Consider the following 25,794-nt stretch of genomic DNA (forward strand, 5'->3'; position numbering starts at 1 on the left):
CTGACTCGGGAGTGCAAACTCGTCCGCCCATGCTGAGTTGAGGATACCCAGCTTGTTAAAAGAGCCATCATGAAGAATTGTCGTTGCTTGATCGGCCAAACGTTTAAGCCAAGCGCATTTTATAGAAAGAGATAAGAGGTGAGGTAGCAGCCAGATGTTCAATGGGATGGATATGGATTCTGCCGACTTGATTCCCCTGGAAGTAGATGAATTTAGTCGCTATGAGCGGCGACGGCTGAAAGCCGCGATCGCCCTAGCCTGCGTATGGTCTTGCACAGTACTTTTGCACGTGCTGGTTTGGGGACAGTGGATCGTATATGGCCTCACTGTAATCACCACTGCGCATCTAGTCCGAGTACTGCTGATTCGCCCCCATCCCTTGCCAGATTTGCTGCCGAGCTGGCGTGACACACCCTCGTCAGAAAAGGAAGCAACCGATTTTTCTTGCTGGCCCCACGTCTCTATTTTGGTGGCTGCCAAAAATGAGGTTGAAGTCATTGAGCGGCTGACCTCTTCTCTAATGGCGATCGACTATCCATCTAAACGGTTTGACGTTTGGCTCATCGACGACAACAGCACAGACGGTACCAGCGAGTTGATGGACGATTTGGCACGGCGCTATGTCAACCTGAACGCTATTCACCGAGACCAAGCTGCAACAGGTGGCAAATCAGGTGCTCTGAATCAGGTTTGGCCCACTACACAAGGTTCGATCCTGCTGGTGTTTGATGCCGATGCCCAGGTTTCTCCAGACTGCTTGCGGCAGGTCGTCCCGCTATTTGAAGAAAACACTGTAGGAGCCGTACAGTTGCGTAAGGCGATCGCTAACGGCACCCGAAATTTCTGGACGCGTGGTCAGGTGGCTGAGATGGCCTTTGACGCCTATTGTCAACTCAAGCGCATTAGCAACAGTGGTATCGGTGAACTCCGTGGCAACGGACAGTTCGTTCGACGAGCAGCACTGGAACAGTGCGGTGGCTGGAATGAAGAAACTATCACGGATGATCTTGACCTGACGCTAAAGCTTCACCTCACCGGTTGGGATGTGCCTCTGGTAATGACACCTGCTGTTTGGGAGGAAGGTGTAGTTCAAGCAATTTCCCTTTGGCATCAGCGAAATCGCTGGGCTGAGGGTGGCTATCAGCGGTATTTGGACTATTGGCGACTCTTGACCCCACGACGACTGGGCTGGAACAAAACGTTTGATCTGTTTGTGTTTTGGCTCATTCAGTATGGGGTGCCTACGGCGGCCTTTCCTGATTTCGCGCTGGCGATCGCCCGCAACCGGTTGCCGATGCTGATGCCCGTTTCTAGCGTAGCGGCGCTATTTGCCACCGTCGGCATGGCTAGCGGCCTCTGGCAAACTCGAAGAGCGTCTCCCTTCTCCATCTTTGTGCAAACTATTCGCGGCATGGTCTATATGATGCACTGGTTTGTTGTTGTGGGCGCGGTCACATTCCGCATGGCAATCCGTCCCAAACGTTTGAAGTGGGTCAAAACTCAGCACGGTAACTTAGAAGACACAGCCGCGATCGCGGCTAGGGTCTCTTCGCAGTAAAAGAAAAGTACGCTTGGTGGTTCAATCAAGCTGCTCAACATTTCAGCAGGACTCCGTAACATCAACTTCAAAGAATTCAAATGAGGAAGTATGCAAATAGGGTTTTGGGGAAGCGGCAATATGGCACGAGTATTGGGAGGAGCTTGGTCAATAACCGGACATCAAGTTGCTTTCGGCTCAAGACATCTTGAAAAATCTCAAGCAGTTGCTGAGGAGATAGGTCCTACAACTATGTTCGCAACTGGCAATGCTCTAGTCACTCCAGGATTTATTACAGCTCCTCGTGCCGAACCAAGATTTGGAGAACGTCGAAAGGGGACGTACTAGTCAAAGGCGAAGAATCCATCTCTAAAGGGGTTGATAGCTAAAAAATATCCAGAATAGATTCTCGATAGATATGAATTCGGCCTGTGCCGACTCGCTGCGCTACAGGATTTTCTCCCGCTGGAGCGGCTGACACTCTGAACAAGTAGACGCCCTCTCGGCTGGGATTGCGGACCGGCTTAAGCGCCAATGTGATGACCTGTCCAGGAGCGACCGATTGTGACAAACGAACTGTGACCGTTTGAGAATCTTCATCGTAGTTGGCAGATTCGATGGGGTAATTATCTTCTCTGGTTTGTCTTGTCCCTTCAAAGACCTCAATTCTGTCAGCGTGATAATCCAAGCGAGTGAATCGTCCTTCCACTAACTCTACAGTTAGGGTTTCGAGGGATTCTTCAGCCTCAGGAAGTAAGTTGACTGTGACGTAATAGGTCACATCCTTTTTGTTGGCAGTATCGTCGGTCGTGACAAAACTGACTAAACGGGGCGGGCTGGTAAAGACCGTCGTGCCGTCCCCTAACTGAGCCGCTGTCAAATGCGACAGTTGTGGACCCATGGCAGATACGACCAGAGCGCTAATAACGACCAGGGTTAGCCGCGATCGCCGCACCACTCCTAAAATGCTATCCATAATTAAATCTTCCCACTTTTTGCTCACTGCCTGAAATCAGTTCGTCGACAGCCCCTGTTATCGACAGCCGCTGTTATCGTGACTCTTATTTCCCATACTGGCTCAACCGCAACACGAATATGGCATCAAAGCCAGAGGAGCACTCCGGGTAGTGAGCAGAGCAGCCAACCCAGTCGCTTCATATTTGGGTATCTTCGTTTTCAATAAATCCATTTTGAGTAGAACGCTCCGAATCCAAAGAAATCCTCCAGATTGCCTTATTTCTTCGTCACATTTTTTCAAACAGGTTTAGAAAAAGTGGCTTAAAAGCAACGCTTCTTGTCGAAATGCTCCGCTATCCAATCATCTATCGACAGAATAGAGACATGAGCGTCACACCAAATAACTCTTCGAAGTGATTTGAAGTGCTTTTTAACTCTTCAGCATTTGGACGGCGTTCCCGCAATGTCTCTCTGACGCCAATTATCTCTCTGGAATTATTCCTATGTTCTCTCAACAAACCGCTAATCGGACCAACTGGATACCCTGGGTTATTGCGATCGCTGGCTTCTGGCTCAGCAGCAATATTGTGCTGGATTTTCTCGTGATGCCCATCATGTATGTATCCGGCATGACTACTCAGACTGACTTTGCCACTGCTGGGTATTCCCTGTTTTGGTCTTTTAACCGTGTTGAACTGCTGTGTGCAGCCATTGTCCTAACGGGGGTCTTGGCACTTCGTCGGAACCCTGGAGAATTTGAGGTTGCCTACAGTGGCAGTCGCTGTCGTTGGGCGTTGGGTATTGGCCTTTGCCTGCTTAGCTTGGCCCTAGTTGATACCTATGTGCTGACTCCCGAGATGAGTGCAACGGCGCTTTCCTTGAACTCTGCATCTCAAACGGCGATCGCTCCTGCGATGAACTGGCTCCATAGCGCGTACTGGCTGCTAGAGGTGTTGAAGGTCACTAGCCTAGCAAGCTTGGTTTGGCTGTGCTTGATAGATATGCGCGATCGTCTTGCTGCCACTGCAAATGTTTCGCTGTAAGCAGCCTCAGCGCTAGGACTTGTCGGCAGACCCTTCATGCTCCCTTCATGCTCTCAGGGGAAAGAGTTTTAGGCGAGCCAGGGCCTGTTCCACTGGTAGCTATTCTGTCCAAGCCTCGACCATAAAACACGACCTGAAGCTAGCTCTTTAACTGGGAGCTAGCTTTTTTATGGATTTGGGAGATTTCTGAGAATAAACATACTCAGCTGTAGTACGTTGCGCTGTGTATTTTATTGCCAAAAAACTAAAACTCAGCGTTCAGACCTATGCCATGACGGAGAAGCTGGCTTATCATTAGGCCCAATTGGCTTTGCTGCGGTGAGCTAAATGGAGGAATCAGCAATGAAAGGGTTACGAAATGCGATCGCTCTCCTGGGTGCCTGCGCCATTGTTGGGGCATACCCAACCTATGGACTGACCCAGGAGACGGAATCTACCGAAGAGATGGAAACGACTGAAGAAACGCCATCTCCAACGACCGAAGAATCGGCCCCCCCAGCAGAAGATCTTCCGTCTCCGGTGGAGTACTACAACAATGGAGTTGTTCTCTTTGAAGCAGGGGAATACTCTGAGGCGATCGTTGCCTTTAGTGAGGCAATCCGTCTCAGGCCCGACTATGCAGATGCCTATCTGTATCGTGGAGCGTCTTACAAAGAGCTAGAAGAGTTGGATGATGCTATTGCCGATTTCAACCAGGCCATTGAGCTCAATCCTCAGCTCGGTCGCGCTTATTTGTTGCGAGCAGAGATTCACTACGCTTTAGGGAATGCTCAACAAGCTCTCAGTGATGCTCAACTCGCTTTAGCCTTAGATCCCACCCTCGGAGATGCTCACCTGTATCAGGGCCTAGTGGCGCTGCAAGACGGCAATAGCTTGAAGGCCGTCAGCGACTTTACCGCAGCGATTAACCAAGACCCTGACCAAACCCCCGCCTATCTGCTTCGTGGGTTTGCCTATGACCAGGAAGGGGACTACTCCGCTGCCATCTCGGACTTCAGCTTCGTGCTGGGTCGAGAAGACAGCAACGTTATTGCTTACATTGGTCGAGGTGCTGCCTACTATAAAGAAGGGCGATTCATGGAGGCTGAAGCTGACCTCAGCCAAGCTTTGGAAATCAATGATGATCTGCCTTACGCCTACTACAATCGCAGTTTCATTTTTGCGGCTCAGAATCGCTTAGGTCGAGCGATCGATGACTTAGATGATGCCATCACGCTGCTGCCTGATTTCACCCGAGCTTACCTCAATCGTGGCTTGCTTTTGGCAAGACAGGGCAATAGCTCAGCAGCCCTCAACGACTTTGATCGTGCTCTGGCTCTAGACCCTAACTTAGTCGAAGCTTATCGGGGGCGAGCTGAGGTACAGATGATGCGTGGCCGCGAGGGTGACGCAGTTGATGACTATAGTCGTGCTCTTGAGCTGACTCCTGACAGCCCAATTGTTTACAAGCTGAGAGGGGATGCTCACCTCGCCGACAACAATACCGCTGCGGCCCTAGCGGATTACAATCAGGCTATTTTGCTCAGCCCCGACTATGCCGAAGCTTACGCTGCCCGGGCTGAGGTCTATGCCAGCATTGGTGATATTCAACGGGCGCTTGACGACTATTCTCTGGTCATCTCGCTGGAAGAGGAAGACGTTGATCCAGACGTGTTGTACGAACGTGGCGTTATGCGGACCCGTCTTGGTGATTCCATTGGAGCTCGGTCAGATTTTCAGGCTGCCGCTGAGCGCTACCTAGAAACCGGACAACCCGACAAGTATCGGGAGACGCTAATTTATCTAAGGTAAATGTGATTTGACAATTGTGGTTTAGAGAATGAGCGTCATTCGTTCAACCGGACTTCTACGGACGATTGTACTGGCCGTCCTTGTCGGTCTATGTGTTATCTCGTTTCCCCTACCCGCTCATGCGAGCCTGCACACCTATCGAGAACGTCCGGGACAAGTTACCGTACGATCGCGCCAGAGTCTACGGGATTACAACGATCGCGCTTGGCAGGCGATCGCGTTTAAGCGGACCCAAGGAACCGCGCTTCAGGGCATCTACATGCGGCTGGTGGGTTTTCCAGGAACGGTGGAAGTGAATCCGCAGCAGCCTATTTGGGTGACTGCACCGACTGGGCAGCATTGGCAACTCCCGTGGAGCATTGATCCTCAAACACGGACTTTACCCGTTAACGCAGGACAGTACAATCTCCAGCCATTGCTCGAAGACGTTCGCAATCCATTACCACTGGAAATGCAGTTGTCTTTAGCAGGGGATGAGGTAGTGGAATGGGCGATCGCCCCCTTCATCGTGAAGGAGTGGTTGCAGGTGAAGACGGCCAAAGAGTAGGGGGCCAACTCAGGAGATTTTTGGGACAGCAATGTTTCGGGCCATCTTATCGCCAGTATCCACGACCTTGAGAGAAGAGACCGAAAATGAGCCCCACAAACTGGATATAGCTGAGTCCGACAAGCAGCGCAGGGATAGGCAAAAGACTTTTCAAAAACAGGACCACCGTCAAACAGCCGATGAGTGCCCACAGCGTGGTCGCATCTAGCAAAACATTGCGAAAGACCCGCTCCATCAAAATGACAGCTAATGCACCAACGCCGCCTGCCGCTAAAAAGGCCAGCAGGATTTGTACCGTGCCGCCTTGCAACAGGAGCAGGCTTCCCTGCGGCCAAATGTTGAGCAGCAGCGTCAGCGTAAATATCAAAATGAGGTCTAAAACGGTCGCCAATACCACTGTCAGTGCTGCATTCTGGATTAGAGGGCTCCAAGGCAGCGTTTTAAGCCGCCAAAAGGGATTTCTCATAGGACGCCAGGAGTTATTTAAAAATCTATGGAGTCATCCTATCTCACCCCTTCTCCAGAATTAGCCGCAATTGGATTGCCGCTATCCGTTACAGTCATGATGTTGCTGCATTGCCTGATCGGTCTGCTGGCGGCTCAAATAGCCCATCGTCGGGGTGCTGATCTAGGTCTGTGGTTAGTTTGGGGCACCATTGGCGGCACAGTAGCTTTGATAACCGCACTAAGGTTGTCACCTCGAAAAACCTAGTGGATCTTGCTGAAATTTATCGAGTCAACTCACTCTCTATCCTAGACGTGAGCAGGTTACTAACAAGACAGTGTTGTCGGGGCAGGACTAGAGAACTAACCGTGTCAAAAACGCTAACTTTGCCAAACGATCGCGCGACATTTGCTCTAGGACGCTGGCTAGGGCAGCACCTTGCAGCAGGCACAGTGCTGCTTTTGAAGGGCGACTTAGGCAGTGGCAAAACGACTTTGACCAAGGGACTCGGTGAAGGGTTGGGGATTGCGGAAGAAATTGATAGTCCGACCTTTACGCTGATCAACGAGTACGTGGGCGATCGCCTGCCGCTTTACCACGTTGATCTCTATCGGTTGGAGAGTGCAGATACGGATCGCCTGTTTTTGGAAAGCTACTGGGAGGGGATAGAATACCCTCCGGGCATTGTGGCGATTGAATGGGCCGAGCGACTACGCTATCTCCCTCCGGCATCCCTTGAAGTGAGACTGACGTATCAGCATCCTGAGGGCCGAAAAGGGGTGCTGATTCCCGGAAATTCTGCCCAAACACGTTTGTTAGAGGAATTAACGCCTGATGCGATATTGGCTCATGAAGTCTGAACCGGATGTCTATAGCATTGCCGATTTAGAGCAGACCCCAGAGGAAATCTGGGACGGCGTGCGCAATTATCAGGCTCGTAATTTCCTTCGCGATATGGCAGTGGGTGATCTAGCCTTTTTCTATCATTCGAACACCAAGCCACCCGGCATTGTAGGTCTGATGAAAATCATTGAGGCTGATATTGTTGATCCGACGCAATTCGATCAAGCAAGCCAGTACTACGACCCAAAATCGAAGCCGGATGATCCTCGTTGGCGCACTGTCAAAGTGGGCTACGTCGAAACGTTCAAAGAGCAAATTACGTTAGAGACGCTTAAGGCCACTTTCGGCCCCGAAGAACTCCTTGTTGTGAAGCGAGGGAATCGCCTCTCGGTAATGCCCGTTGATGATGCCGTTGCAGTTAAGCTTCTGGAGATGGGACAGCCGTAGTACAGGCTAGGACAATCGGCAAGTTACTTAGCGATGCGCTAGGCATCTGGGTGCTTTGGATGCACAAGCCAGTTGACTTTAGCCATCAATCACCTTGGGGTTAAATTTCTACCCTAAGGTAACCACTTCAATCGCCATGAACGTGGTAGAAAGATCTCTAACTTTAGGGTTGGGGTAGACATTAATGGTGGCAACTACGCGACGCAAGACAGTAGGACTTGGCATCTTAACTGCTGTAATTGGGGTAGCGATCGCCCTCCCATTTGCCTTGATTCATCCAGTTCTACCGTTCACAGTTGTCCTGCTTGGGTTTGGAGCCATCATTTTGCTTCAACGCTGGCGCTGGGTGCCAAAACACTCTATGGGATACCTCTTGGGCTGCCTGGTGGCTTTAGTAGCACTCCTGCCTGCCGTCTCCCTGTTTAAGTTTGCGGAACGAGGTTTTGACGACGGCCCTTTTTATGGCGTGGCCTATGACGGTGTGATTACCGGAGAAAGTGCCAGCGATCGCATGGACTACCGTGACGGTGAATTGCTTATCTATAATCGACCCGCCGACAAAGCCCCTATCTTGGCTTACCGAGTTGAGGAGGATGTTGAATGGGCGCGAGAGATGGATATTGGCCAGAATTCTCGATATGAAAAATACCGCCTGGAGTCTATTGAAGAGCCAGAGCTAGCCTACGGTATCTTTCGCGATCGCTTGGATTTCGAGGCCAACTGGAACTTTGGGACGGAAGCCGGACGTGCTTATTTATGGAAATGGGGTGGGTTTCATCGCTTTTTCCTGAGTTGGTAGTGGGTGGGAAAAGAAACAGCCGAGCAGGGGTTGCTCGGCTGACCAGGAGAGAGGCTATACGACCTGAAACACAGTCCAGACGTTAAATCCGGACGGTTTGACCATCAAAAAGCGGCACGGACATGGAGAAGTTTTCGCCGTAGGTCAGCTTTTGCTCCTCTAGAATGCCAATTGCGATCGCTTCACCCATGCGAACCGATTCGGAGTAGTCGGTGAAATAGTGCACCCCGGCCCAATTGCGTCCGATAGAAATATTGGACGCGAGCTTGTTGAGTTCACCTTCTACCGTCAAGTCAGGCACGCAGTTCGCCACCTCTAGAGATTGACCCGAGGGTGCGGGACAGACGTAGGGACGCGGCAGGACATAGCGATGGTCGAAGAAGGCTTTCAGGATGGTGACGCAAGCGCCCGCCACCGTTGCATGACCCGCGCCATAGGCCGGGTGCATCGGCGATCCTTCTGGGAACGCCATCGGCAGCAGATAGCTAGTAAGGGTTTCTTGGTCCTCATCGCGTCCGTCTTGAATGCTGTTCTGGCGAGCATTGTGAGCGCGAACCGCTTCTAATAGGCCCGTTTCGGAGAGGCGATCGCACATCGCTTCGAAGGGCTGGAAACTAGGATTGCCGGAAGTGTTCTTCATCCGGTGTAGACGACCGCCAATAGCTTCAGGCCGCAGCCGCCGATGGACGTTAAACTTCTGGAATCGAACCGCCTTGAGCGCTCGGGTCGCTACTTCCGTCACCAAGGACAGAATGTGGGGGCCACCAAAATGCGCAAAGCCCTGCTGGCGATCAAGAATGTCTGCACCCTGGAAGGGAACACCCGGATCAAAGGGAACCTTAAGGGCCAGCATTGCCAAACAAGCGTTGAGGTAGGCTTCGTACAGCGCATCGTAATGCACGTAGGTGGCTAGGTCACGGGGTGTGGCAATGAACCGATAGCGAGTGTCGGGACAGTCACCCTCATAGGTTTCGGTGCCTCGGAGGTCAGCGCCGTTTTGGACGTCCAGCCACGATTCCCAAGTCGTCATATAGTCGCGATAGGGCGTCGCGACCCGCACTTTGCTCTGAAAAACGAGGGCACCATATTGCACGAGTCCAGCTCGGGCGCTGTCCTCAGTCTGCGCTTCGCTACCTAGCTCTGGTGTACCCGCGCAGAGAAACTGCGAGAGATAGGGACCGACGTTGTCGCCAAATGTGGTGCCCCGAAAGGCGTTCTGCTGGGTGACTTCACCGCGACGGCGAGCTTGGGCCTCTGGGGACAGCCCTGGCATTGGGCTACCGTTAAACCAAGCCAGATGATTAAGCCGGGCGATCGCGGCATTGACGTCGCCATCGTAGGCGAACTTGGCAAATGGCACATCCCTGAGCAGCGCCATTTCATAGACCTCGGCCATCTCAGCAATCAGTTCGTCGCTGTCGGCGACGGGTGCCGGAGGCATGGTAACGGCCTGAGCATCGGGACCCTGGAGGTCGAAGGTGTTGCCCGCTCCCTGACTTTCCCAGGCCCGCACATCGACAGATCCACCTTTCGCATTTTTGACCGCATCAGAATTGGTAAATCCCGACTGCCAGGTGATGGGCTGGTTGTACTGGGCTCCCCGAGCAATGACTTGACCCGACGCATCCCGTTGCAGAGGACCCAGGGGCGTGTCCCGAAAGTCGCGCGTATCTCCCGAATCAATGCCTCGGACAAACTGTTGGAAATCATTAGGATCGGCAATCAGTCCGTCATCTTCTCTGTGGGGCAGACCCTTGGTGTAGTTAGTAATGTAGGACGGTTTGCCACCACGGAGACTGTCTTCAGCACTGGCCCCAGCACCAGGTTTTGCAAAGCGATACTGAAGCTCTTCTCCGTTAGCCTTATGGATGGGGTGTTCTCGACCAGTGGCAAATTTTGCAGCCTCGATGCGAACGTTAAGGGCTTGATTACGACGTGATTCCATTGGGGCATTTCCTCTACGTATCAGAAAAATTTTGTGTTTGCACCCACGATAAATTCAACAAATCGAAAATTTGAATTCCAGATTTTTCTCAAAGAAATACTTTGGATACTGGTCGTCTCTGAAAGCCAATTGTCTACTTGAATGTCTGAAATTGATTGATAGAATAGGATCTCAGCCTATCTAGAGACTCCCTAAAATTAAAATAGTGAAGTAGTCTTTAGTCTTTTCTCAAAGGAGTACTGCTATTTTTTAGAGCCTCCCTTTTACACGCCGAGAAGATTTTATCCGGAAGAATTTAGCTCGGTTTTAGTTGAAGTTTTTGACTCAATAGGATTTGTGCATCAGATAACCTGCAATTTTGGCAGGACTGATTCGGTGTGAAGGCAGAAAAAACATGGTGTGAAGTAAACCTTTCTGCTGGAGGCTGAAGCGACCATAAAAAGTTGCTACAACTTTCACTGTTCTCTTGAGCTTCCTTTGGACCGTTAACGAAGGAGCTCGGGCCTCAATTTCTCTCGTGACAGAGAACGGACCCGACCTTTCCAAGGGCATAGCGGAGAATCCGCCGACGCTCTATGCCCGGGAGGGGCAGAGAACCCAACGAGTGACACGAAGGAATACTTCTGCGTTCTAGAGAGATCGACAAGGGGTGCAGAGGACCCAACGAGTGGCGCAAAGGACCCAACAAGTGGCGTAGAGAAATCAACGAGTGGCGTAGAGAAACCAACGAGTGGCGCAAAGGACCCAACGAGTGTTTTGAGCGAAAACTTATATGTTGTAGAGGAACGCTTAAAGGTTACTTATCTTTTGAGGAGTGTTCGAGTGAAGTTAACGTGTGTTCGATAGACAATTGCTCGGCGTGGGCGATGTCAACCCTGCTGGATAAGCTGGTCCCACACGTGAGACATGAAGGGGCGATCGCTTCTGGAATTCAATTCGACCTTGCTCAATGATGAGACGATGAGTCCTGAAACATCGTGGGCCTTCCTTTGAGGCTCGGCGGCGAGGCAAAAAGACAAGAGCGAGATCAATCCTCGTGCTTGAGAATGGATGCTGTGAGCTAGAAGGCTGAGGTTCTCGTTGGCGGTATGTTGCAGTTGTGGGTTTCTGCGGCAACTTCTGCTTTGCCAGGGATATAGTTGTGGCAATCGTGCTCAGCGTCTGGACAATGGTTTTCGACATTCTTGCTGCGATCGGGCTAAAGGAAACAGGCAAATATATCGCCAAAGATGTGCTGTTGCCGCTGCTGCAAGGCAGTTTGGAAGACTACGCAAAGGATTTCTTCAAGGGCTGTGTGGCGGATGTTGTGGGATTGGCGAGTCAAGCGCCGATGCAAAAAGCCTTGGGGCAAGCAGTGAAGGCGTTTGTAGAACTGGTGGAAGAAGAGCTGGAATTTCAGGGCTGCATAGGGGCTGAGATTCGCGACTTTTATGAAATACCGCTGCGCCAGTTTATGGCCGATCGAGCCGTGAAGGCGACCCTGGGACGAGCGTTTGAGCTGGACTGTCGCAGTATTGATGCAGAGGTGTTGGCACAACGATGGGGGGATCAGAATCTGCAATCTTTGCCGGAAGACTTTGACTGGCAGCAGATTGGCAAGCAGTATGTCCGGGCGGTACAAGGCATTCTGCGGAGTTCAGACGAACTGCGGAACGTGTTGAAGCTGCACAATCAGGAAGCCATACGTCAGGGCGTCGAGGAATTGGTGGGAATTCCGCCAGATTTTGATTTGCGGAAGTATCAGGAAACTGTACGGGAGCAGTACGGCAACCTCAAGCTGGAGTCGCTAGACACCACGGGCTATGCATACAACGACTTGAAGCTGTGGCGCATGTTCATTCCCCAAGATGTGCGGACGTGTCAGGAATTCAACCCGAAGGTGTATGAGATTCCCAAGGAAAAGCTAAAAGAGCTACAGCAACGAGGGGAATTGGATGCGGAAGCACTGGAAGCTTCACAGATCGAGGAATACCGCCAGACCTATGTAGAGCAGCCCATTCAAAACATATTAGAGGCAGTTGGGCGAGTTGAGGGTGGGGGGCAGCGGAGTCGTCCGATCGCAGACTACGCTGTAGTGCTGGGAGATCCCGGATCGGGGAAATCAACGCTATTGCAATACATTGCCTTGCAGTGGGCGGAGCAGCCGCTCCACGACTTGAAAGAGCTGGCCCAGCGCCCGCTGCCCCTACTGATTGAGCTGCGGAAATATGCCCGCGATCGCAATGACCAGAAGTGCAGCAGCATTGTGGACTATCTGCACCAGGGAGATATTGCCTGTCGGCTAAACCAGCAGCGGCTTTATGAGGTGTTGACCAATGGGGATGCCGTGGCCCTCTTCGACGGCATTGATGAGGTGTTCGACCCCAACCTGCGAGAAGTGGTGGTGACGGACATTCATCGCTTTACTAACAATTATCCTGCCGTGCAGACAGTGGTCACGTCGCGCTGGCTGGGATATAAAGCACAAACTCTGCGGGATGCGGGGTTTCAGCACTACATGCTGCAAGACCTGGCAGACGATCAGATTGCCGAGTTTATCGAGCGCTGGCACGACCAGACGTTTCTAGAAGGGACAGACAAAATCCGCAAGCGAGAGCGTCTACACAAGGCGATTCGCGATTCCAAGGCCATTCGGGAACTGGCGGGGAATCCACTTTTGCTGACCATGATGGCGATTTTGAACCGCAACCAAGAGCTGCCCAGAGACCGACCTGAGTTGTACAACCAGGCATCGCGGGTGCTGCTGCACCAGTGGGATGTGGAGCGGAATCTCATCGAGCAGAAGCTGGATCCGGTGACGATTGACTATCGAGATAAGCAAGCCATGCTCCGCAAAGTGGCGTTTCACATGCAGTCTGGAGAAGCAGGGCTAGCCGGAAACATCATCAGCGCTCAAGATCTGGAAGCCATTTTGTCGGAGTATTTAAAGTCCATCGATATTGCTCAACCGCGCGATGTCGCGCGACGGATGATTCAGCAACTGCGGGAGCGCAACTTTATTCTGTGTTACCTCGGAGCCGATAACTATGGCTTTGTACATCGGACATTTTTGGAATTCTTTGCGGCTTGGGCTTTTGTTTGGGAGTTTAAAGAAACCCAAACCATTACGTTTGAGCAACTGCGAGACCAAACCTTTGGGAGGCACTGGCAGGAGGAAAGCTGGCAAGAAGTCCTACGACTCGTTGCTGGAATGATTGAGTCTAAATTCGTTGGCAGCCTCATCGCATTTTTACTGGACCTAAAAATCAACAAATCGAACTTTGCTGAAAATGACTATCTCAAACGAGAGGGTCTGAGCAATTTATTGCTAGCGGCCAATTGCCTCTCAGAGGTTCGTAATCGTCGAGAACTAGCTGGCGAAGCTGATCACCTTTTTCAGAGGCTGAAAACTGAAATTGAAGATCAGTATCCCCACTATCTGGATAAAAGCGCTTCGGAGGCAGTCGTTAGCGTTATCGTGAGCACTTGGCGGGAGCAGATAGATCTCCTCCCCCTACTCAAAAACTGGATAACCGTTCATGCAGCTTCGTACGTCCCAGAATCGGTTGTTGCCGCGATCGCACAAAACTGGGCTACCCTTAAGAGCACTCCTGTGTGGCTCAAAGCCCGCGCTCAAGAAAACGAGAACGGTGCGGTGCGCCGTGCCGCCGTGCAGGAGTTGGCGAGAGGCTGGAAAGAGGACGCCGAGACCTTGCCGTGGCTCAAAGCCCGCGCTCAAGAAGACGAGAACTGGGATGTGCGCCGTGCCGCCGTGCAGGAGTTGGCGAGAGGCTGGAAAGAGGACGCCGGGACCTTGCCGATTCTCAAAGCCTGCGCTCAAGAAGACGAGAGCAGTGCGGTGCGCCGTGCCGCCGTGCAGGAGTTGGCGAGAGGCTGGAAAGAGGACGCCGAGACCTTGCCGTGGCTCAAAGCCCGCGCTCAACAAGACGAGAACTGGGCGGTGCGCCAAGCCGCCGTGCAGGAGTTGGCCAGAGGCTGGAAAGATGATCCAAATCTGTTTGAATTTTGGTGCGATCTTGCTTTCAATGATCCCTTTGAACGGGAATATGACTGGCAAGAAAATCCTCGCCAAACGGTTTTAGAAGTTTTGATACAGCAATATCCTGACCATCCCAAAACCTTAGAACTGCTGCAAGACCGTGCTCTGAATGATAGTGATGAGGTGTTCAAGAAAAGGGCAGCGAAGCAACTTGTTAAGCTTCTGGGGGAGGGCTAGTTGTGCCTGCTAGAGATGCCAACGTTGTTCGCAATGCGCTTGAAAAAATTCCCTTTGGGGATGACTAGATGGCCACTACTATGCCATGTAGATCTAGACGATCCAGCTGGCTCGACTCCGGGCTATCGGTATCCTCACGTCATCATTCAAAATAATGACGGTCTCACAGTGGCAAATTCCTAACCCTAAACATCTCATCGCTTACAGAAATAATGGCTCCAGAGCATAAGTCCTCTTCACACTGAGACAGAACATTTGCTAGACGCGCTTCAACAACCTCACGACTGGCATTGCCTAGTCGGAATAACACTACACTCGGCAAAACTGCTCCGCTAATGGCTAATAAATAGCCAAAGTCTAGATCGATGGTTAGTACAATACGGCCTTCGGCTTTGGCTTTCTGCAAGATCTCTCCATCGGGTAGACGCTGTAACCCTTCATCCAATAAATGTACGGCGTCATATCCTTGCTGGCGTAGCCACTCCACCGTCCGTGGAGAAATGCCCATATCTGCCAAAAACTTCATACAGCTTTTGCTGTCGTGTAAATGCGCTCAGAGGCTAGCCAAGCTGCATAATGGAGTGCCTGTCGAACATCCTCAGCTTCTAAATAGGGATAATCTTCGATGATTTCGGCGATCGTCTTGCCATTAGCAACTAAATTTAGCACTAAGGAGACAGGCACTCGCATTCCCCGAATACAAGCCTGTCCTGACATAACGTGCGGCTCAAATGTAACGCGCTCAAATTTCAACAAAGCTTCACCTTGATATCAATCATGGGATTTATTGGACGTTTGCTTGTCAGTCTTTATTGATAACTCTCTCACCCACTGCCGTAAAGCTAACTCTGCCTCCACCTCATCTTGCCGAGCCGTTGCCAAAAATTCATAGAGCTTCAGCTTGGGCACCTGTGGAAATGTTGGACTAGCCTCAACTTCTTGATACGCGCGATCGCGCAGCGTATAAATGCGCCAAACTTCGCCGTTGTATCGCCAAAATTCTGGAATGTTCATGGCGGCGTAGAGGTCTAGCTTGTCGATGTCCGTATGGGTAATATCCACCTCGACGACTAAGTCAGGCGGCGGGTCTTGATCCAAATCCACATCTCGACCCGCCACCAAGGGTTGATTTTGGATGTAGTAGGCATTGTCAGGCTCAGCCGATCGTCCCAACGACTCTCTGTCCAACGTCGTCGATCCCATCGTTTTGACCTTCAGGCCATATTCCACCACCAGTATCCAAATGAACTTCTCGATTAATCGAGCCGAGAACTCGTGGATTTCTAGCGGGATAGTAACTTCTAACTTCCCTTGCAGGTAGGTGAAACGAATGTTGCGATTGTCTAAAGGGGAAGCGCCGCGATCGCGGCTCAATGTTTCTCGCAGCGTTTGGTAGCGCTGCCAGTCGAGGGAGTGAAAGAATAATCGCCTTTCGCCAATGGGTTGAGGAACAGGCTGGGGCACCAACGGAACGACACTGACCATACGGGTACTGAAGAGCGACAAACTAAGACAGTTCCAGTCTACCGCTGGGAAAAACAGGCCACCCTGCGACTGACGGTAGGGCTAAAACTGGATTGTCAGAGTACTGGTCAGCGTCGTCGCAACTTGCTGACGAGTTTGCGGGAAAATTGAACGTTCAGAGACTCTCGATCAGCCCAGTCTTGCAGAATGCGGTAGAACAGCTGGCGATCCGGGGCTTGCAGAACGGCGGTCTGGTCAGCCGTTTCAATCGCGTAGGGATACCCACCGCCGACAACGACTTCGGCCTTAACCCAATCGAGCACTGATTCAGCGAGACCCGCTTCCCACAACCAATGGGGCATTTCTAGACGAGCGGGTGGACGATTACGGGTCGTTTGCAAATAGCTGAAGACGATTTGATCTTTTTGGTCACCATATTGGTCTAGGATGCCTTCGCGATCGCATCTCAGCAGTGGCGTGCGATCGCCCCATTTCATCAAGGGATTGAGCAGTTGAGCATCGTGGATGGTTTCAACCGGATTGAGCTGGGGCTGGTAATGCTGGAGCAGCGTGGTGAGGTCGCGGGCGTAAGACGTATCAATGTACCCGACGAGCGGCACTTGGTACGCCTGACTCGCTTGCAACAAGCTAACCATAGCTCGCACATAGGCTTTTTGACTGTCAGGATCAAAGGCATCGGCGAAGGTCACCACGAGGGAGCCGTCAAATAGCACGAGCGATCGCTCCGGCTGTTGGCAAGATTCCATGTAGCGGACGAGCCGACTCACTTCCATCTCAAAGCGACGAATATTGACCTGGCGATCAACGGGTTCGCCCTGCTGCTTCACTTGCAAGTCTCTGGGGGTGAGGATGTCTAACTCAATATCTTTGCGATATTGCCCATCAGCCGTGTGGGGATTTTCAAACCAGCCAATTTGGACTAGGGCGATCGGAACTGAAATGTCCTTGCTCGGAAATATCTGCGAGCCATCCACCGCAAACGTTGTGATGCCCGATAGCAGAGAGCGGACCCAAGCCAGACTTTCCTCTCGGTTTTCCCAGCAATGGGCATTGGGAATAACGCCTTTTTTGATCGCATCGAAGGTCTCCAATGGATGAGACCCCACCCGCCTACCCGAAAGTTGTTCAGCAACGTGACTAGAGCACTGTTCCGTTAGCGTCCGCCAAGCGTCGCGATAGTGCTTCAGATCGCTATTGAGAGACCGATCAAATCGAGTGAGATCCTTACGCTTTTCATCAAGCACAGCACGGATCTGAGCGGGACTGACTGGCATAAACCCACGTTTTGTCGTTTAGAACGAATGTATTGTACTCGATTTCTTTAAAAGTGAGAGGGGCAGATGCTTTCTCGTTTTCTGTAGACTTTGGCTCAGTTTGCTGACTCTTCGTCCCCCAAGCATCCGTAACGATAGTCGCCGTAAACCATGTCGGCTCCACACAGAATGGCCCCTGAAAAATCGTTGCCAACGGAAATGATGCGGCTCATATCAGCAGCGACTAACAGCGCATTGTTGAAGATAGAGCCTTCTATGTAGGCTTCGCCAAACAGCGTGCCGTACAGTGTGGCGCCTGTGAAGTCGGCTTGATAAACAGTGGCGCGATCAAGCTTGGCAGAATTTAAGTTGACGGCGATCGCGGATACCTCAGCTAAATAAGCGCCAGTTAGGTTAGCGCCGCTGAGGTCAGCATCATCTATCGTGCTGCGATAGAAATTTGCTTCAGACAAATTGGCCTGTTCGAGGTTGACTCCACTTAGGTCTAGAAACCTGAGGTCGGCACCAGAAAGGTCACAGTGGGAACAGGTGCGCTCTTGAAGAAGCTGCCCTAGGTCCTCAGGATCAAACGCTGGTGTTGGAATACTGAATGCGAACCCACTCAATAGCGCTAGGCTACTAGCTCCAAGCAGGGCATGAGAATGGCGTGAAGAGAAGCGATCGCGAATAATCATTATGCAAATTTCGATGTGTTGCCGTGACGTTAAGAAACCGAAGTGAGAGCAGTCATATAGCCCCAAAAATTAGCTACACTTAGCATCCCAGTACTTCTTTCTATACTCTTTTGAAAAAGTCTGGATTTTCTGTGAATTTGATCTAATAATAGCCATGCCTCATGCGCCTTAGGCTTCTTGTACCATTGAACGAATAAGCTTTGATTTCTATATCGTTCAATACTGATAGAAGCGTTAAGACTCACAGATTCTACTTTCATATGGGCACCTCGCCCATTGGCAATCGTCTCAACACATGTGAGATACAACGGGTAAATTATGAAGTTAAGAAATGCGTTTAAGCTCGCGGCGGTTGCAGCAGCTGCGACAATTGGGGTTTTAGGAAGTGCAATTACTGCCTCTTCTACTGAATTCGATGCTTTAGAAGTTGATCAGGATAGCTTTCTCTCGGTAGCCATTCCGGGAGGCCGCTTCATTCCATACCAGCTTTGGCTTATTCGGGAGCGTCAGCCTGGGGCAGAATGCTTTGCGGTAACGGGCTCTGATCCTGGAGTGGTGACACCTCTCTGGCGGGAGAACACGAGCGGTTGTGCGCCGACGTCTGATTCAAACGGTTATTCGATTCGAGTCGGTGGAGAAGAGCTAGGCTCTGCTTACGCTCTAGCGGTTAAGGAGTCCGATGGAGAACTGGTGCTGCTCGGTCAACCCTTGAGGGGATCCTCTTTCGTGATTGGCCGCACGGGGGGCATCAGCGAAAACGGTTACACCGAAATCAAGCTTGCGCCCGGCTGGCGAATTACTCAGCGAACCTATGAAGGAACGCCTCTGGGTCATTTCTATTACACCAACGATTTGACTTTGGCTGAGCTAGAGACGGGTGACGACATCGCAGCCAACCCAGTGCCTAATCCGGATCCGGTTCCTCAGATTGACTATCCTTTCCCTGATATTGCCAACGATATCTATGCTGATGAGATCGTTCGGGCAGTCGAGATTGGGTTTGTGGCTGGACGTCAGGATGGCACCTTTGGACCTACTCGTCCTGTTACCCGCGAAGAAGCGACCTCTATGGTGGTTGAGGCGCTGCTGACGAGAGGAAACTTTGAGATTCCTACTGTTACACAGGCCCCTTTCCCAGATGTTCCTGCCGATCGCTGGAGTGCTCCTAAAATTGCTCTTCTGAGGCAAAACGGTATTTTAGCAGGCGATCCAAGTGGTAACTATCGACCAACCGATACGGTTACCCGGGCCGAGCTGATGTCAATTCTCCGGCGGACTGCCGAAGTACTTGCTTCTTCCGGAGGGGTGAGACCTGAAGAGATCGAACCCACGGGTGATGTGGTTCGTTTCTCGGATACGAGTGCTCACTGGAACGCGGAAACCATTGCGGTTATGTCTGCCTACTGTGGGGTGGCAACACCTTACAACGAGCGAGGCAGCGAGTTCCGACCTGACGCCAATGCTCTCCGGAACTATACGACCGCGGCAGTAGAGCGTCTGATCGACTGTGGAGCCACACCTGAACTGTAAGTAGCAGTTCGGTTTTAGCGAATTGATCTCACTATTTGAGCCAGGGACATGGCGGTGCCATATCCCTGGCTCTTTTGGGTGGTCTGTAAATACGAGGACACAATGTATAGCGACTGTTAGAACATGATGCATCCAGTTGGCTATGGACTTAGCGCCCGGACGCTATTAGGTGCACAAGCCTAGATAGCTAAAGCTAGATTGCGTTCCTCTACAATTACTCTTTTCTAGCGCTGAGGACTCCATAGCGAATGAGACCCCACTGAAATCCCCAGCGCATGAGACCCAAGGCTAAAGCTCCCTGTAGCGTAGGCCAGCCGGCTTGCACTAACCCCACGATCGCGTCCCACTGCAAAGAGGATTTAATGACAGCATCCCAAAATGGGGCCACCGCATCTGACCAATCTGCTGTCTGGACGTCGGCATATCCCGCCTGTCTGGCGAGGTGGTCGTAGTCCGGTAGCGATAAGACATAGGGCAAGTGATAGACCTTATAGATAGAGGCTAAATGGAGTTGTTCGGCCTCGGTCAAACTACCTGCTAGGGAATGGGTTGGTCGGTGACACCAAGTCGCCATTAAGAGGGTTCCACCAGGTTTTAGGAGCCGATAGCTCTCTTTGAAGAACTGTCCCTTGTCAGGATAGTGCTCGCCGCTTTCCATCGACCAGATGAAATCAAATTGCTCATCGGGAAAGGACGTATTGAGCACATCATCGACCTGAAACTGGGCTCGGTCAGATAGCCCTGCTGCTGCCGCTCGCTCTGTTGCTCTAGCCGCTTGTTTGGGGCTGAGCGTAATTCCCGTGACGGCAGCTTGGTAGCGATCGCACAGATACAGAGCACTGCCGCCAATGCCACAGCCCGCGTCTAATATTTGCTCTGCCTGAGTGATACCAGACCACTTCAAGAGAGCCTCAATAAGATCAACTTGGGCCTGCTGCTGGTCTTTTTGGTGGGTTCCCACGAAGCCATAGAATCCGTGGTGCATGTGTTCTCCCCAAACCGACTCCCAAAGTTCTGAAGAGTCGTCGTAGAAGGTTTGAATGTTTTGGTATAAATCTGAATTCATGGCGCTTTTCCCACTCCAAAGGCAGTGTAGTCTTTCGCCGCGACTCATGGAAAGATAAGGAGCAATGTTGCTCAAACTAGTCTGCTTGCGCTTAGGGCTGCGGTTCTCTTGCTATGAACAAAAATATGAATCTTTTCGAAATGACAGTCCCACGCACAATTTGTGCAGGCTTTTTAATGTTGGTATTTATAGGGACGGTCTTGCTCTTTTTGCCCATTGCGACGGCATCAGGGCAATGGAATGATCCTATTGTGGCGCTCTTTACAGCAACCTCTGCTGTTTGCGTCACGGGGTTGATCGTGGTAGACACGGGCAGCTATTACTCCCCCGTTGGGCAGGGCATCATCTTGTTGCTCATTCAAGTCGGGGGATTAGGCTACATGACTGCAACCACCGTTTTAATCCTCATCCTTAGACGCCGTTTGGGACTAAAAGAACGTCTTGCTGTGCAACAGTCGATGGATACCCAAAGGCTTTCTGAGACGCGATCGCTCATCGTCTCTATTATCAGCATGACGCTCATTTTTGAACTAGCCGGAGCATTCTGCTTGGTCCCCACCATGACCCGAGATTACGGGAATGCTTTTGGCCTATGGTCATCTATCTTTCATAGTGTGAGTGCTTTCAACAACGCGGGTTTCAGCCTGTTTGAGGACAGTCTGGTGCAGTACGCTCGCTCGACCTGGGTCAACATTGTGATTACCAGTCTGGTTATCTTTGGCGGTATTGGTTATCAGGTCATTATGGAAGCCTTTATGTGGGTGCGCGATCGCCTACAGGGCAGCTTAGAGCGAACCACTTTTTCCCTCAATTTCAAAATCGTGATTGTCACTTCGTTGACGCTGCTAGTGCTAGGTACAATCACCTTTCTCAGTCTGGAGTACAACAATCCTGATACCCTTGGCCCTTTCGGTTTCGGCGATAAGCTAACTGCGGCCTGGTTTCAGTCTGTGATTGCTCGTACAGCCGGTTTCAACTCCATTGATATCAATGCCATGCAGGATGCGTCTCTGTTTTTGATGATTGCACTCATGTTCATTGGAGCTAGCCCAGGCAGCACTGGAGGCGGTTTGAAGACTACCACCATCAGCATCCTGTTTATGTGCACTCGTGCGGTCTTAAGAGGCTATGACGAAGTACTAGTCTATCGCCGCGAAATTCCTCCCATGCGAATTTTGAAAGCAATTAGTGTTGTGGTTGGTTCGGGCATTACCGTCGTCTGCGTAACCATCGCATTAGCCTTGTTCAACCCAGAATTCAACTTTTTACGACTTTTGTTTGAGGCCGTTTCGGCCTTTGCCACGGTTGGCCTATCCACGGGAATTACAGCGGATTTATCAACTCCAGCACAGCTCGTCATTATTGCCACCATGTATCTGGGTCGGGTTGGTGTTCTGCTATTTATGGCTGCACTGGTGGGCGATCATAGTCCGACAATGGTGAAATACCCTGAAGAGGATTTGTTGGTGGGCTAGCGTGTCGTCGATGAGTCGCGAGTTTGGCCAATCGCCCATGCTCACCGCTCAGGTCCACGGGTGATTTCTAGATAGACGTGCTCTAGTTTTACAGGCGTGCGAGAAATCGCATCTAGCGGCACGCCGTCAAATCGCTCAATGAGATCCTTTAACGCTAAGTCTTCAGGAATCCAGAAGGACAATTCTGAACCATAGCGGCGCGGGGTGAAGCCATGGGCGGTGCCCAAGGAAACGGCCTTGTTGGGTTCTGACGTCTCTATGGTCACAATTTCACGAGCTGGAATACGTTGGCGTAGTTCGAGTAGCGTTCCTTCCGTGAGTAAATGTCCTTGTTTTACGATGCCGATCCGGTCACACAGTCGCTCAGCCTCATCCAGCAAATGGGTAGTTAATAGAATCGTCATGCCTTCTTCTCGGCTTAGCCAGCGGATTAGTTCCCAAACCTCGTGACGAACTTCGATATCCAGGCCCGTTGTGGGTTCGTCCAGAATCAGAAGTTTAGGTCGATGCACGATCGCGATCGCCAAGCTCAACCGTCGCTGCATGCCACCGCTCAGTTTTTCCACAGGCGTTTTGGCCCGATCAAGTAGATTAACGGCTGCCAGACACTCTTGGACGCGACGCGATCGGAGCCGTCGAGCGAGTCCGTAAATCCTGGCGAAAAACATCAGATTCTCTTCACAGGACAGCGTCCGATATAGCAGGTTCTCCTGGGGCATGACGCCAATCCATGGACGAGTTTTGTCACTAACAACCTTGCCGTTGACGAAAACCTCACCGCTATCTGCCTGCAGCAAACCGCAAATCAGATTGATTGCTGTTGTTTTGCCAGCTCCATTAGGTCCCAATAGCCCATATACTTCGCCTGCAGCGATATACAAATTCAGATTTTTTAGCGCCTGTCGATCTTTGTAAGTCTTGCTCAAATCTCGAATCGATAACATGTCCTATTCCCTTGCCATATCTATGAGCCACATAGAGTTTTTGTCAATGTTGCTTTTGAGGAATCAATAGAGCTTTGCCATTGTCTAACCCCAATACTTTACTGCAAAAAAGAATGGATTTTAATTTTTTCTTTATGAATTAATCGCTAAACGTGAAACGGAATTTGAGCAGTTTCTCCAATGCTGAGCTATTGAAGTTTTGTTGGTGATTAAAGGTTTAAGCAGCCTATGTTTGCTCCTTTAGTTTCAAGAGCAAAACTAATTAGTAGAAATTAATCGATTGATAGAAGTAAACTCGTTAATGATTTTATCTTGGTAGGTTATCTCCGTTTCAATACGGAGATAGCTGTTGACAAGCTGCGTTCTTTTAATAGAAATCGACTACTTAATGATTTTGCCTTTAAAGGTTTTCTCCGTTTCAATACGGAGATGATTGCGACAAGGCTGTATTCTTAATGATTTCTTATACAAAAACATCATGTTATTTTTTGCCCTCGGGAATATTGAATGCGTGCTTACGAAAACACGCTGATGAGTACAATTGTTGACTGTCTAAGAGACTATAGCTGCCTACGCCACCCTCTGCCGATTTCGTTATACGATTTCTCAGACGGCATTTTTACAGTCTATTGCTTCTACGCCTTCTTCATTTCTTTTACTGACGCCTTTCAATATCCCAGTCAACCCTTCAAAGCAAGAACTCATTTGTATTCAATTAGGTTGTTTAGAATATTAGCCGTGTTTTGGATTGCCTTAAGTCTCCAAAGTTTCTTGACGGAACAGGATTTCTTTTCCTGGTTTTCAACCACCACAAAGATTTCGGGGAAGTATGATTTGCTATGGCCAACTCTAATTTTGATGATCACGATGCCTCAGAAATCGGGAAGAGCTGATCGACTAGGAAAAGAGACGTCTATCAGTCGAATGGAGCCGGGTAAGGACCTATTTACAGCACGCAATGTGACTGATCGCCATCTAACAGAACGCCGTTCTCATCAATATGAGCGGATTCTCTCTATCAGTTCTGATGGCATTTCTTTAGTCGATTGCAATTACATCTATCAATTTGTTAACGATACCTATTTGCGCTACAACAACAAGCGTCGAGAAGAAATCGAAGGCTGTTCGGTTAGTGAGCTTCTGGGGAAAAAGGTTTTTTTAGAAACGGTGAAACCACGCCTAGATGCCTGCTTTTCTGGGGAAACGGTGCAGTACGAAGCGTGGTTTAATTTTGCTGCAATAGGCCAACAGTTTGTCAGAGTGACCTATTCACCTTATCGCGAAGCTGATCGCACCATTACAGGAGCCGTTGTTTGTTTTAGCTTAATTACCGACCGGAAGGTTGCAGAGCGTGCCCTGCAAGAGAGTGAATTGCGGTTTCGAGGCATCTTTGACCAGATGTATCAGTTCATCGGGCTGTTATCACCAGATGGAATTCTGCTAGAGGCTAATCGCTCTGCTTTGGCTATTTGTGGCTCAACGCGGAACAAGATCGTTGGCAAGCCCCTTGAGGACACAATTAGAGGTCTCGTATCTGAAACAGTTCAAGATCAGTTCCATAGCGCGATCGCTCAGGCAGCTCAGGGCAACTTTGTCCGCTACGAAGTAGACATGCGAGGTAAGCAAGGTCAGATCATGACTATTGACTTCTCCTTACGTCCTATCTTTAACGATGAAGGACAGGTTGTTCTACTCATCCCTGAAGGTCGGGATATTAGCGATCGCAAGAAGGCTGAAAAACAGCTTCAGCTTCAGGCAATCATCACCCGCAATATGGCTGAGGGAATTTGCCTCGTCAGAATTGACAACGGCAGTATTGTGTACGCTAATCCCAAATTCGAGAGACTTTTTGGCTATGAGCCAGATGAATTAAGTGGACAGCATATCTCGATATTGAATTATCAAGATTCATCTGGAGAAACGGCTCGCCAACTGATAGCCGAAATATTGAGAAGAGGTGAGCACACTTATGAAGCCCATAACGTCAAGAAAGATGGTTCCGACTTCTGGTGTGAGGCAACAACTTCAGTCTTTGATCATCCTGACTATGGACGAGTTTTAGTGACTGTACAGCAGGACATTAGCGATCGTAAAGAAGCTCAGGAACAAGAAAAGATGAGAGCTGCTCTTCGAGAAAAAGAGCTACTGCTCAAAGAGATCTATCATCGCGTCAAAAATAATTTACAAGTCATTTACAGCCTCCTGAATTTGCAGTCGCGCAACCTTTCAGATCCATTAGCGCTGGCTGTTACTCGCGATAGCCAATGCAGAGTTAAGGCAATGGCACTCGTTCACGAGAAGCTCTGTCGGTCTCAAAGTCTTGCTTGTATTGATTTGGCTGATTATGCCAAAAGCTTAGTTCACAGCTTACTCGAAACGTATTGTTTAGAAGCCAATAAAGTCCTCCCCAAAATCAACATTAGTGATCATTGGCTTGATACCGATACAGCTCTGCCCTGTGGTCTGATTCTGACTGAACTCGTTTCTAATTCTTTGAAATATGCATTTCCATCAGGACAAAATGGCACCATCACTGTCACGTCATCCGATCTTGCTCAGGACCAGATCATTCTCATCATCAAAGACGATGGTGTAGGTTTACCGTCCACATTCAACTTAGAGACAACATCTTCTTTACTGGACTTTGGACAATCAGGGTGACTGAAGAGCAGGAAAGTGGTAGAGGATTGGAAACTCTAAGCCCTACCACTGATGTCAACCTATCTTGAACCGCTGCGCCAATTTCGCCAAGCGATTTACGAAAGCTTTCCGTATC

23 protein-coding genes are annotated in these 25,794 nt (G+C 50.4%); 13 read left to right on the top strand and 10 right to left on the bottom strand.

Annotated features, from left to right (window positions below; all coding sequences use genetic code 11):
• Positions 1–154: 154 nt before the first annotated feature.
• Both PN498_RS08190 and PN498_RS28575 read left to right on the top strand, forming a co-directional pair.
• Positions 155–1,558, top strand: coding sequence for a glycosyltransferase (locus tag PN498_RS08190; RefSeq protein WP_272062236.1), 1,404 nt, complete (start codon positions 155–157; stop codon positions 1,556–1,558).
• Between the two features lie 90 nt (positions 1,559–1,648).
• Positions 1,649–1,885 (top strand): NAD(P)-binding domain-containing protein, encoded by a 237-nt coding sequence (locus PN498_RS28575; RefSeq protein ID WP_442951408.1) that lies wholly within the window; start codon positions 1,649–1,651, stop codon positions 1,883–1,885.
• Positions 1,886–1,922: 37 nt separating this feature from the next.
• Here the strand turns inward: PN498_RS28575 and PN498_RS08195 are convergent, their stop codons facing one another.
• Complete coding sequence (locus PN498_RS08195; protein ID WP_272062237.1) at positions 1,923–2,513, bottom strand: DUF2808 domain-containing protein; 591 nt, start codon at positions 2,511–2,513, stop codon at positions 1,923–1,925.
• Positions 2,514–2,997: 484 nt separating this feature from the next.
• Between PN498_RS08195 and PN498_RS08200 the strand changes: the two genes are divergently transcribed.
• The 3 genes from PN498_RS08200 to PN498_RS08210 all read left to right on the top strand — a co-directional run bounded on the left by PN498_RS08200 (position 2,998) and on the right by PN498_RS08210 (position 5,875).
• Positions 2,998–3,537, top strand: a complete 540-nt coding sequence (locus PN498_RS08200) for a DUF4149 domain-containing protein (protein ID WP_272062238.1) — start codon at positions 2,998–3,000, stop codon at positions 3,535–3,537.
• Between the two features lie 342 nt (positions 3,538–3,879).
• Complete coding sequence (locus PN498_RS08205) at positions 3,880–5,328, top strand: tetratricopeptide repeat protein (protein ID WP_272062239.1); 1,449 nt, start codon at positions 3,880–3,882, stop codon at positions 5,326–5,328.
• Between the two features lie 28 nt (positions 5,329–5,356).
• Positions 5,357–5,875, top strand: a complete 519-nt coding sequence (locus tag PN498_RS08210; protein ID WP_272062240.1) for a DUF3122 domain-containing protein — start codon at positions 5,357–5,359, stop codon at positions 5,873–5,875.
• A 46-nt stretch (positions 5,876–5,921) separates the two neighbouring features.
• On the opposite strand, the gene PN498_RS08215 is transcribed toward PN498_RS08210, so the two are convergent.
• The gene (locus PN498_RS08215) at positions 5,922–6,341 is read right to left on the bottom strand and encodes a peptide chain release factor 1 (RefSeq protein WP_272062241.1); all 420 of its coding nucleotides are present in this window, start codon (positions 6,339–6,341) and stop codon (positions 5,922–5,924) included.
• 27 nt (positions 6,342–6,368) lie between these two features.
• On the opposite strand from PN498_RS08215, the gene PN498_RS08220 reads away from it, so the two are divergent.
• From PN498_RS08220 to PN498_RS08235, 4 genes are all read left to right on the top strand, one after another.
• Entirely contained in the window at positions 6,369–6,587 is a 219-nt protein-coding gene (locus PN498_RS08220; RefSeq protein ID WP_272062242.1) for a hypothetical protein, read from the top strand.
• A 101-nt stretch (positions 6,588–6,688) separates the two neighbouring features.
• On the top strand, positions 6,689–7,180 hold the full coding sequence (tsaE, locus tag PN498_RS08225; protein WP_272062243.1) for a tRNA (adenosine(37)-N6)-threonylcarbamoyltransferase complex ATPase subunit type 1 TsaE: 492 nt from the start codon (positions 6,689–6,691) through the stop codon (positions 7,178–7,180).
• Positions 7,155–7,610 (top strand): EVE domain-containing protein, encoded by a 456-nt coding sequence (locus PN498_RS08230; protein WP_272062244.1) that lies wholly within the window; start codon positions 7,155–7,157, stop codon positions 7,608–7,610. The genes tsaE and PN498_RS08230 overlap by 26 nt, the downstream gene beginning before the upstream one ends.
• A gap of 184 nt (positions 7,611–7,794) precedes the next feature.
• A complete protein-coding gene (locus PN498_RS08235; protein WP_272062245.1) occupies positions 7,795–8,409 on the top strand; it encodes a hypothetical protein in 615 nt (204 codons plus the stop codon).
• Between the two features lie 82 nt (positions 8,410–8,491).
• Here PN498_RS08235 and PN498_RS08240 read toward each other — a convergent pair whose 3' ends face one another.
• Positions 8,492–10,354, bottom strand: coding sequence for a vanadium-dependent haloperoxidase (locus PN498_RS08240; protein WP_272062246.1), 1,863 nt, complete (start codon positions 10,352–10,354; stop codon positions 8,492–8,494).
• A 1,141-nt stretch (positions 10,355–11,495) separates the two neighbouring features.
• Here PN498_RS08240 and PN498_RS08245 point away from each other — a divergent pair.
• Positions 11,496–14,570 carry a HEAT repeat domain-containing protein gene (locus PN498_RS08245; RefSeq protein ID WP_272062247.1) on the top strand — a complete coding sequence of 1,025 codons (3,075 nt, stop codon included), beginning with the start codon at positions 11,496–11,498 and terminating at the stop codon, positions 14,568–14,570.
• Between the two features lie 163 nt (positions 14,571–14,733).
• On the opposite strand, the gene PN498_RS08250 is transcribed toward PN498_RS08245, so the two are convergent.
• From PN498_RS08250 to PN498_RS08270, 5 genes are all read right to left on the bottom strand, one after another.
• Positions 14,734–15,096 carry a DUF5615 family PIN-like protein gene (locus PN498_RS08250; RefSeq protein ID WP_272062248.1) on the bottom strand — a complete coding sequence of 121 codons (363 nt, stop codon included), beginning with the start codon at positions 15,094–15,096 and terminating at the stop codon, positions 14,734–14,736.
• On the bottom strand, positions 15,093–15,326 hold the full coding sequence (locus PN498_RS08255; protein WP_272062249.1) for a DUF433 domain-containing protein: 234 nt from the start codon (positions 15,324–15,326) through the stop codon (positions 15,093–15,095). Before PN498_RS08255 ends, PN498_RS08250 begins: the two co-directional genes overlap by 4 nt.
• A gap of 15 nt (positions 15,327–15,341) precedes the next feature.
• Entirely contained in the window at positions 15,342–16,055 is a 714-nt protein-coding gene (locus tag PN498_RS08260; RefSeq protein WP_272062250.1) for a Uma2 family endonuclease, read from the bottom strand.
• Positions 16,056–16,162: 107 nt separating this feature from the next.
• Entirely contained in the window at positions 16,163–17,329 is a 1,167-nt protein-coding gene (locus tag PN498_RS08265) for a DNA double-strand break repair nuclease NurA (RefSeq protein WP_272062251.1), read from the bottom strand.
• A gap of 95 nt (positions 17,330–17,424) precedes the next feature.
• Positions 17,425–18,003, bottom strand: coding sequence for a pentapeptide repeat-containing protein (locus PN498_RS08270; protein WP_272062252.1), 579 nt, complete (start codon positions 18,001–18,003; stop codon positions 17,425–17,427).
• Between the two features lie 318 nt (positions 18,004–18,321).
• Between PN498_RS08270 and PN498_RS08275 the strand changes: the two genes are divergently transcribed.
• The gene (locus PN498_RS08275) at positions 18,322–19,533 is read left to right on the top strand and encodes a DUF3747 domain-containing protein (protein WP_272062253.1); all 1,212 of its coding nucleotides are present in this window, start codon (positions 18,322–18,324) and stop codon (positions 19,531–19,533) included.
• A 214-nt stretch (positions 19,534–19,747) separates the two neighbouring features.
• Here PN498_RS08275 and PN498_RS08280 read toward each other — a convergent pair whose 3' ends face one another.
• Positions 19,748–20,599: a methyltransferase domain-containing protein gene (locus tag PN498_RS08280; RefSeq protein ID WP_272062254.1), complete on the bottom strand. Its 852-nt coding sequence runs from the start codon at positions 20,597–20,599 to the stop codon at positions 19,748–19,750.
• A gap of 140 nt (positions 20,600–20,739) precedes the next feature.
• Between PN498_RS08280 and PN498_RS08285 the strand changes: the two genes are divergently transcribed.
• Positions 20,740–22,074 carry a TrkH family potassium uptake protein gene (locus PN498_RS08285; protein ID WP_272062255.1) on the top strand — a complete coding sequence of 445 codons (1,335 nt, stop codon included), beginning with the start codon at positions 20,740–20,742 and terminating at the stop codon, positions 22,072–22,074.
• 41 nt (positions 22,075–22,115) lie between these two features.
• Here PN498_RS08285 and PN498_RS08290 read toward each other — a convergent pair whose 3' ends face one another.
• Positions 22,116–23,018, bottom strand: coding sequence for an ABC transporter ATP-binding protein (locus PN498_RS08290; RefSeq protein WP_272062256.1), 903 nt, complete (start codon positions 23,016–23,018; stop codon positions 22,116–22,118).
• A gap of 867 nt (positions 23,019–23,885) precedes the next feature.
• On the opposite strand from PN498_RS08290, the gene PN498_RS08295 reads away from it, so the two are divergent.
• A complete protein-coding gene (locus tag PN498_RS08295) occupies positions 23,886–25,679 on the top strand; it encodes a PAS domain S-box protein (protein ID WP_272062257.1) in 1,794 nt (597 codons plus the stop codon).
• Positions 25,680–25,794: the final 115 nt, after the last annotated feature.

This window comes from Oscillatoria sp. CS-180 (assembly GCF_028330965.1).
Classification (GTDB): Bacteria; Cyanobacteriota; Cyanobacteriia; order Phormidesmidales; family Phormidesmidaceae; genus Halomicronema.

Coding starts and splice junctions, on each gene's coding strand:
- PN498_RS08190 (WP_272062236.1), top strand. CDS start 155: ATGTTCAATGGGATGGATATGGATTCTGCCGACTTGATTCCCCTGGAA.
- PN498_RS28575 (WP_442951408.1), top strand. CDS start 1,649: ATGCAAATAGGGTTTTGGGGAAGCGGCAATATGGCACGAGTATTGGGA.
- PN498_RS08195 (WP_272062237.1), bottom strand. CDS start 2,513: ATGGATAGCATTTTAGGAGTGGTGCGGCGATCGCGGCTAACCCTGGTC.
- PN498_RS08200 (WP_272062238.1), top strand. CDS start 2,998: ATGTTCTCTCAACAAACCGCTAATCGGACCAACTGGATACCCTGGGTT.
- PN498_RS08205 (WP_272062239.1), top strand. CDS start 3,880: ATGAAAGGGTTACGAAATGCGATCGCTCTCCTGGGTGCCTGCGCCATT.
- PN498_RS08210 (WP_272062240.1), top strand. CDS start 5,357: ATGAGCGTCATTCGTTCAACCGGACTTCTACGGACGATTGTACTGGCC.
- PN498_RS08215 (WP_272062241.1), bottom strand. CDS start 6,341: ATGAGAAATCCCTTTTGGCGGCTTAAAACGCTGCCTTGGAGCCCTCTA.
- PN498_RS08220 (WP_272062242.1), top strand. CDS start 6,369: ATGGAGTCATCCTATCTCACCCCTTCTCCAGAATTAGCCGCAATTGGA.
- PN498_RS08230 (WP_272062244.1), top strand. CDS start 7,155: ATGCGATATTGGCTCATGAAGTCTGAACCGGATGTCTATAGCATTGCC.
- PN498_RS08235 (WP_272062245.1), top strand. CDS start 7,795: ATGGTGGCAACTACGCGACGCAAGACAGTAGGACTTGGCATCTTAACT.
- PN498_RS08240 (WP_272062246.1), bottom strand. CDS start 10,354: ATGGAATCACGTCGTAATCAAGCCCTTAACGTTCGCATCGAGGCTGCA.
- PN498_RS08250 (WP_272062248.1), bottom strand. CDS start 15,096: ATGAAGTTTTTGGCAGATATGGGCATTTCTCCACGGACGGTGGAGTGG.
- PN498_RS08260 (WP_272062250.1), bottom strand. CDS start 16,055: ATGGTCAGTGTCGTTCCGTTGGTGCCCCAGCCTGTTCCTCAACCCATT.
- PN498_RS08265 (WP_272062251.1), bottom strand. CDS start 17,329: ATGCCAGTCAGTCCCGCTCAGATCCGTGCTGTGCTTGATGAAAAGCGT.
- PN498_RS08270 (WP_272062252.1), bottom strand. CDS start 18,003: ATGATTATTCGCGATCGCTTCTCTTCACGCCATTCTCATGCCCTGCTT.
- PN498_RS08275 (WP_272062253.1), top strand. CDS start 18,322: ATGAAGTTAAGAAATGCGTTTAAGCTCGCGGCGGTTGCAGCAGCTGCG.
- PN498_RS08280 (WP_272062254.1), bottom strand. CDS start 20,599: ATGAATTCAGATTTATACCAAAACATTCAAACCTTCTACGACGACTCT.
- PN498_RS08285 (WP_272062255.1), top strand. CDS start 20,740: ATGACAGTCCCACGCACAATTTGTGCAGGCTTTTTAATGTTGGTATTT.
- PN498_RS08290 (WP_272062256.1), bottom strand. CDS start 23,018: ATGTTATCGATTCGAGATTTGAGCAAGACTTACAAAGATCGACAGGCG.
- PN498_RS08295 (WP_272062257.1), top strand. CDS start 23,886: ATGCCTCAGAAATCGGGAAGAGCTGATCGACTAGGAAAAGAGACGTCT.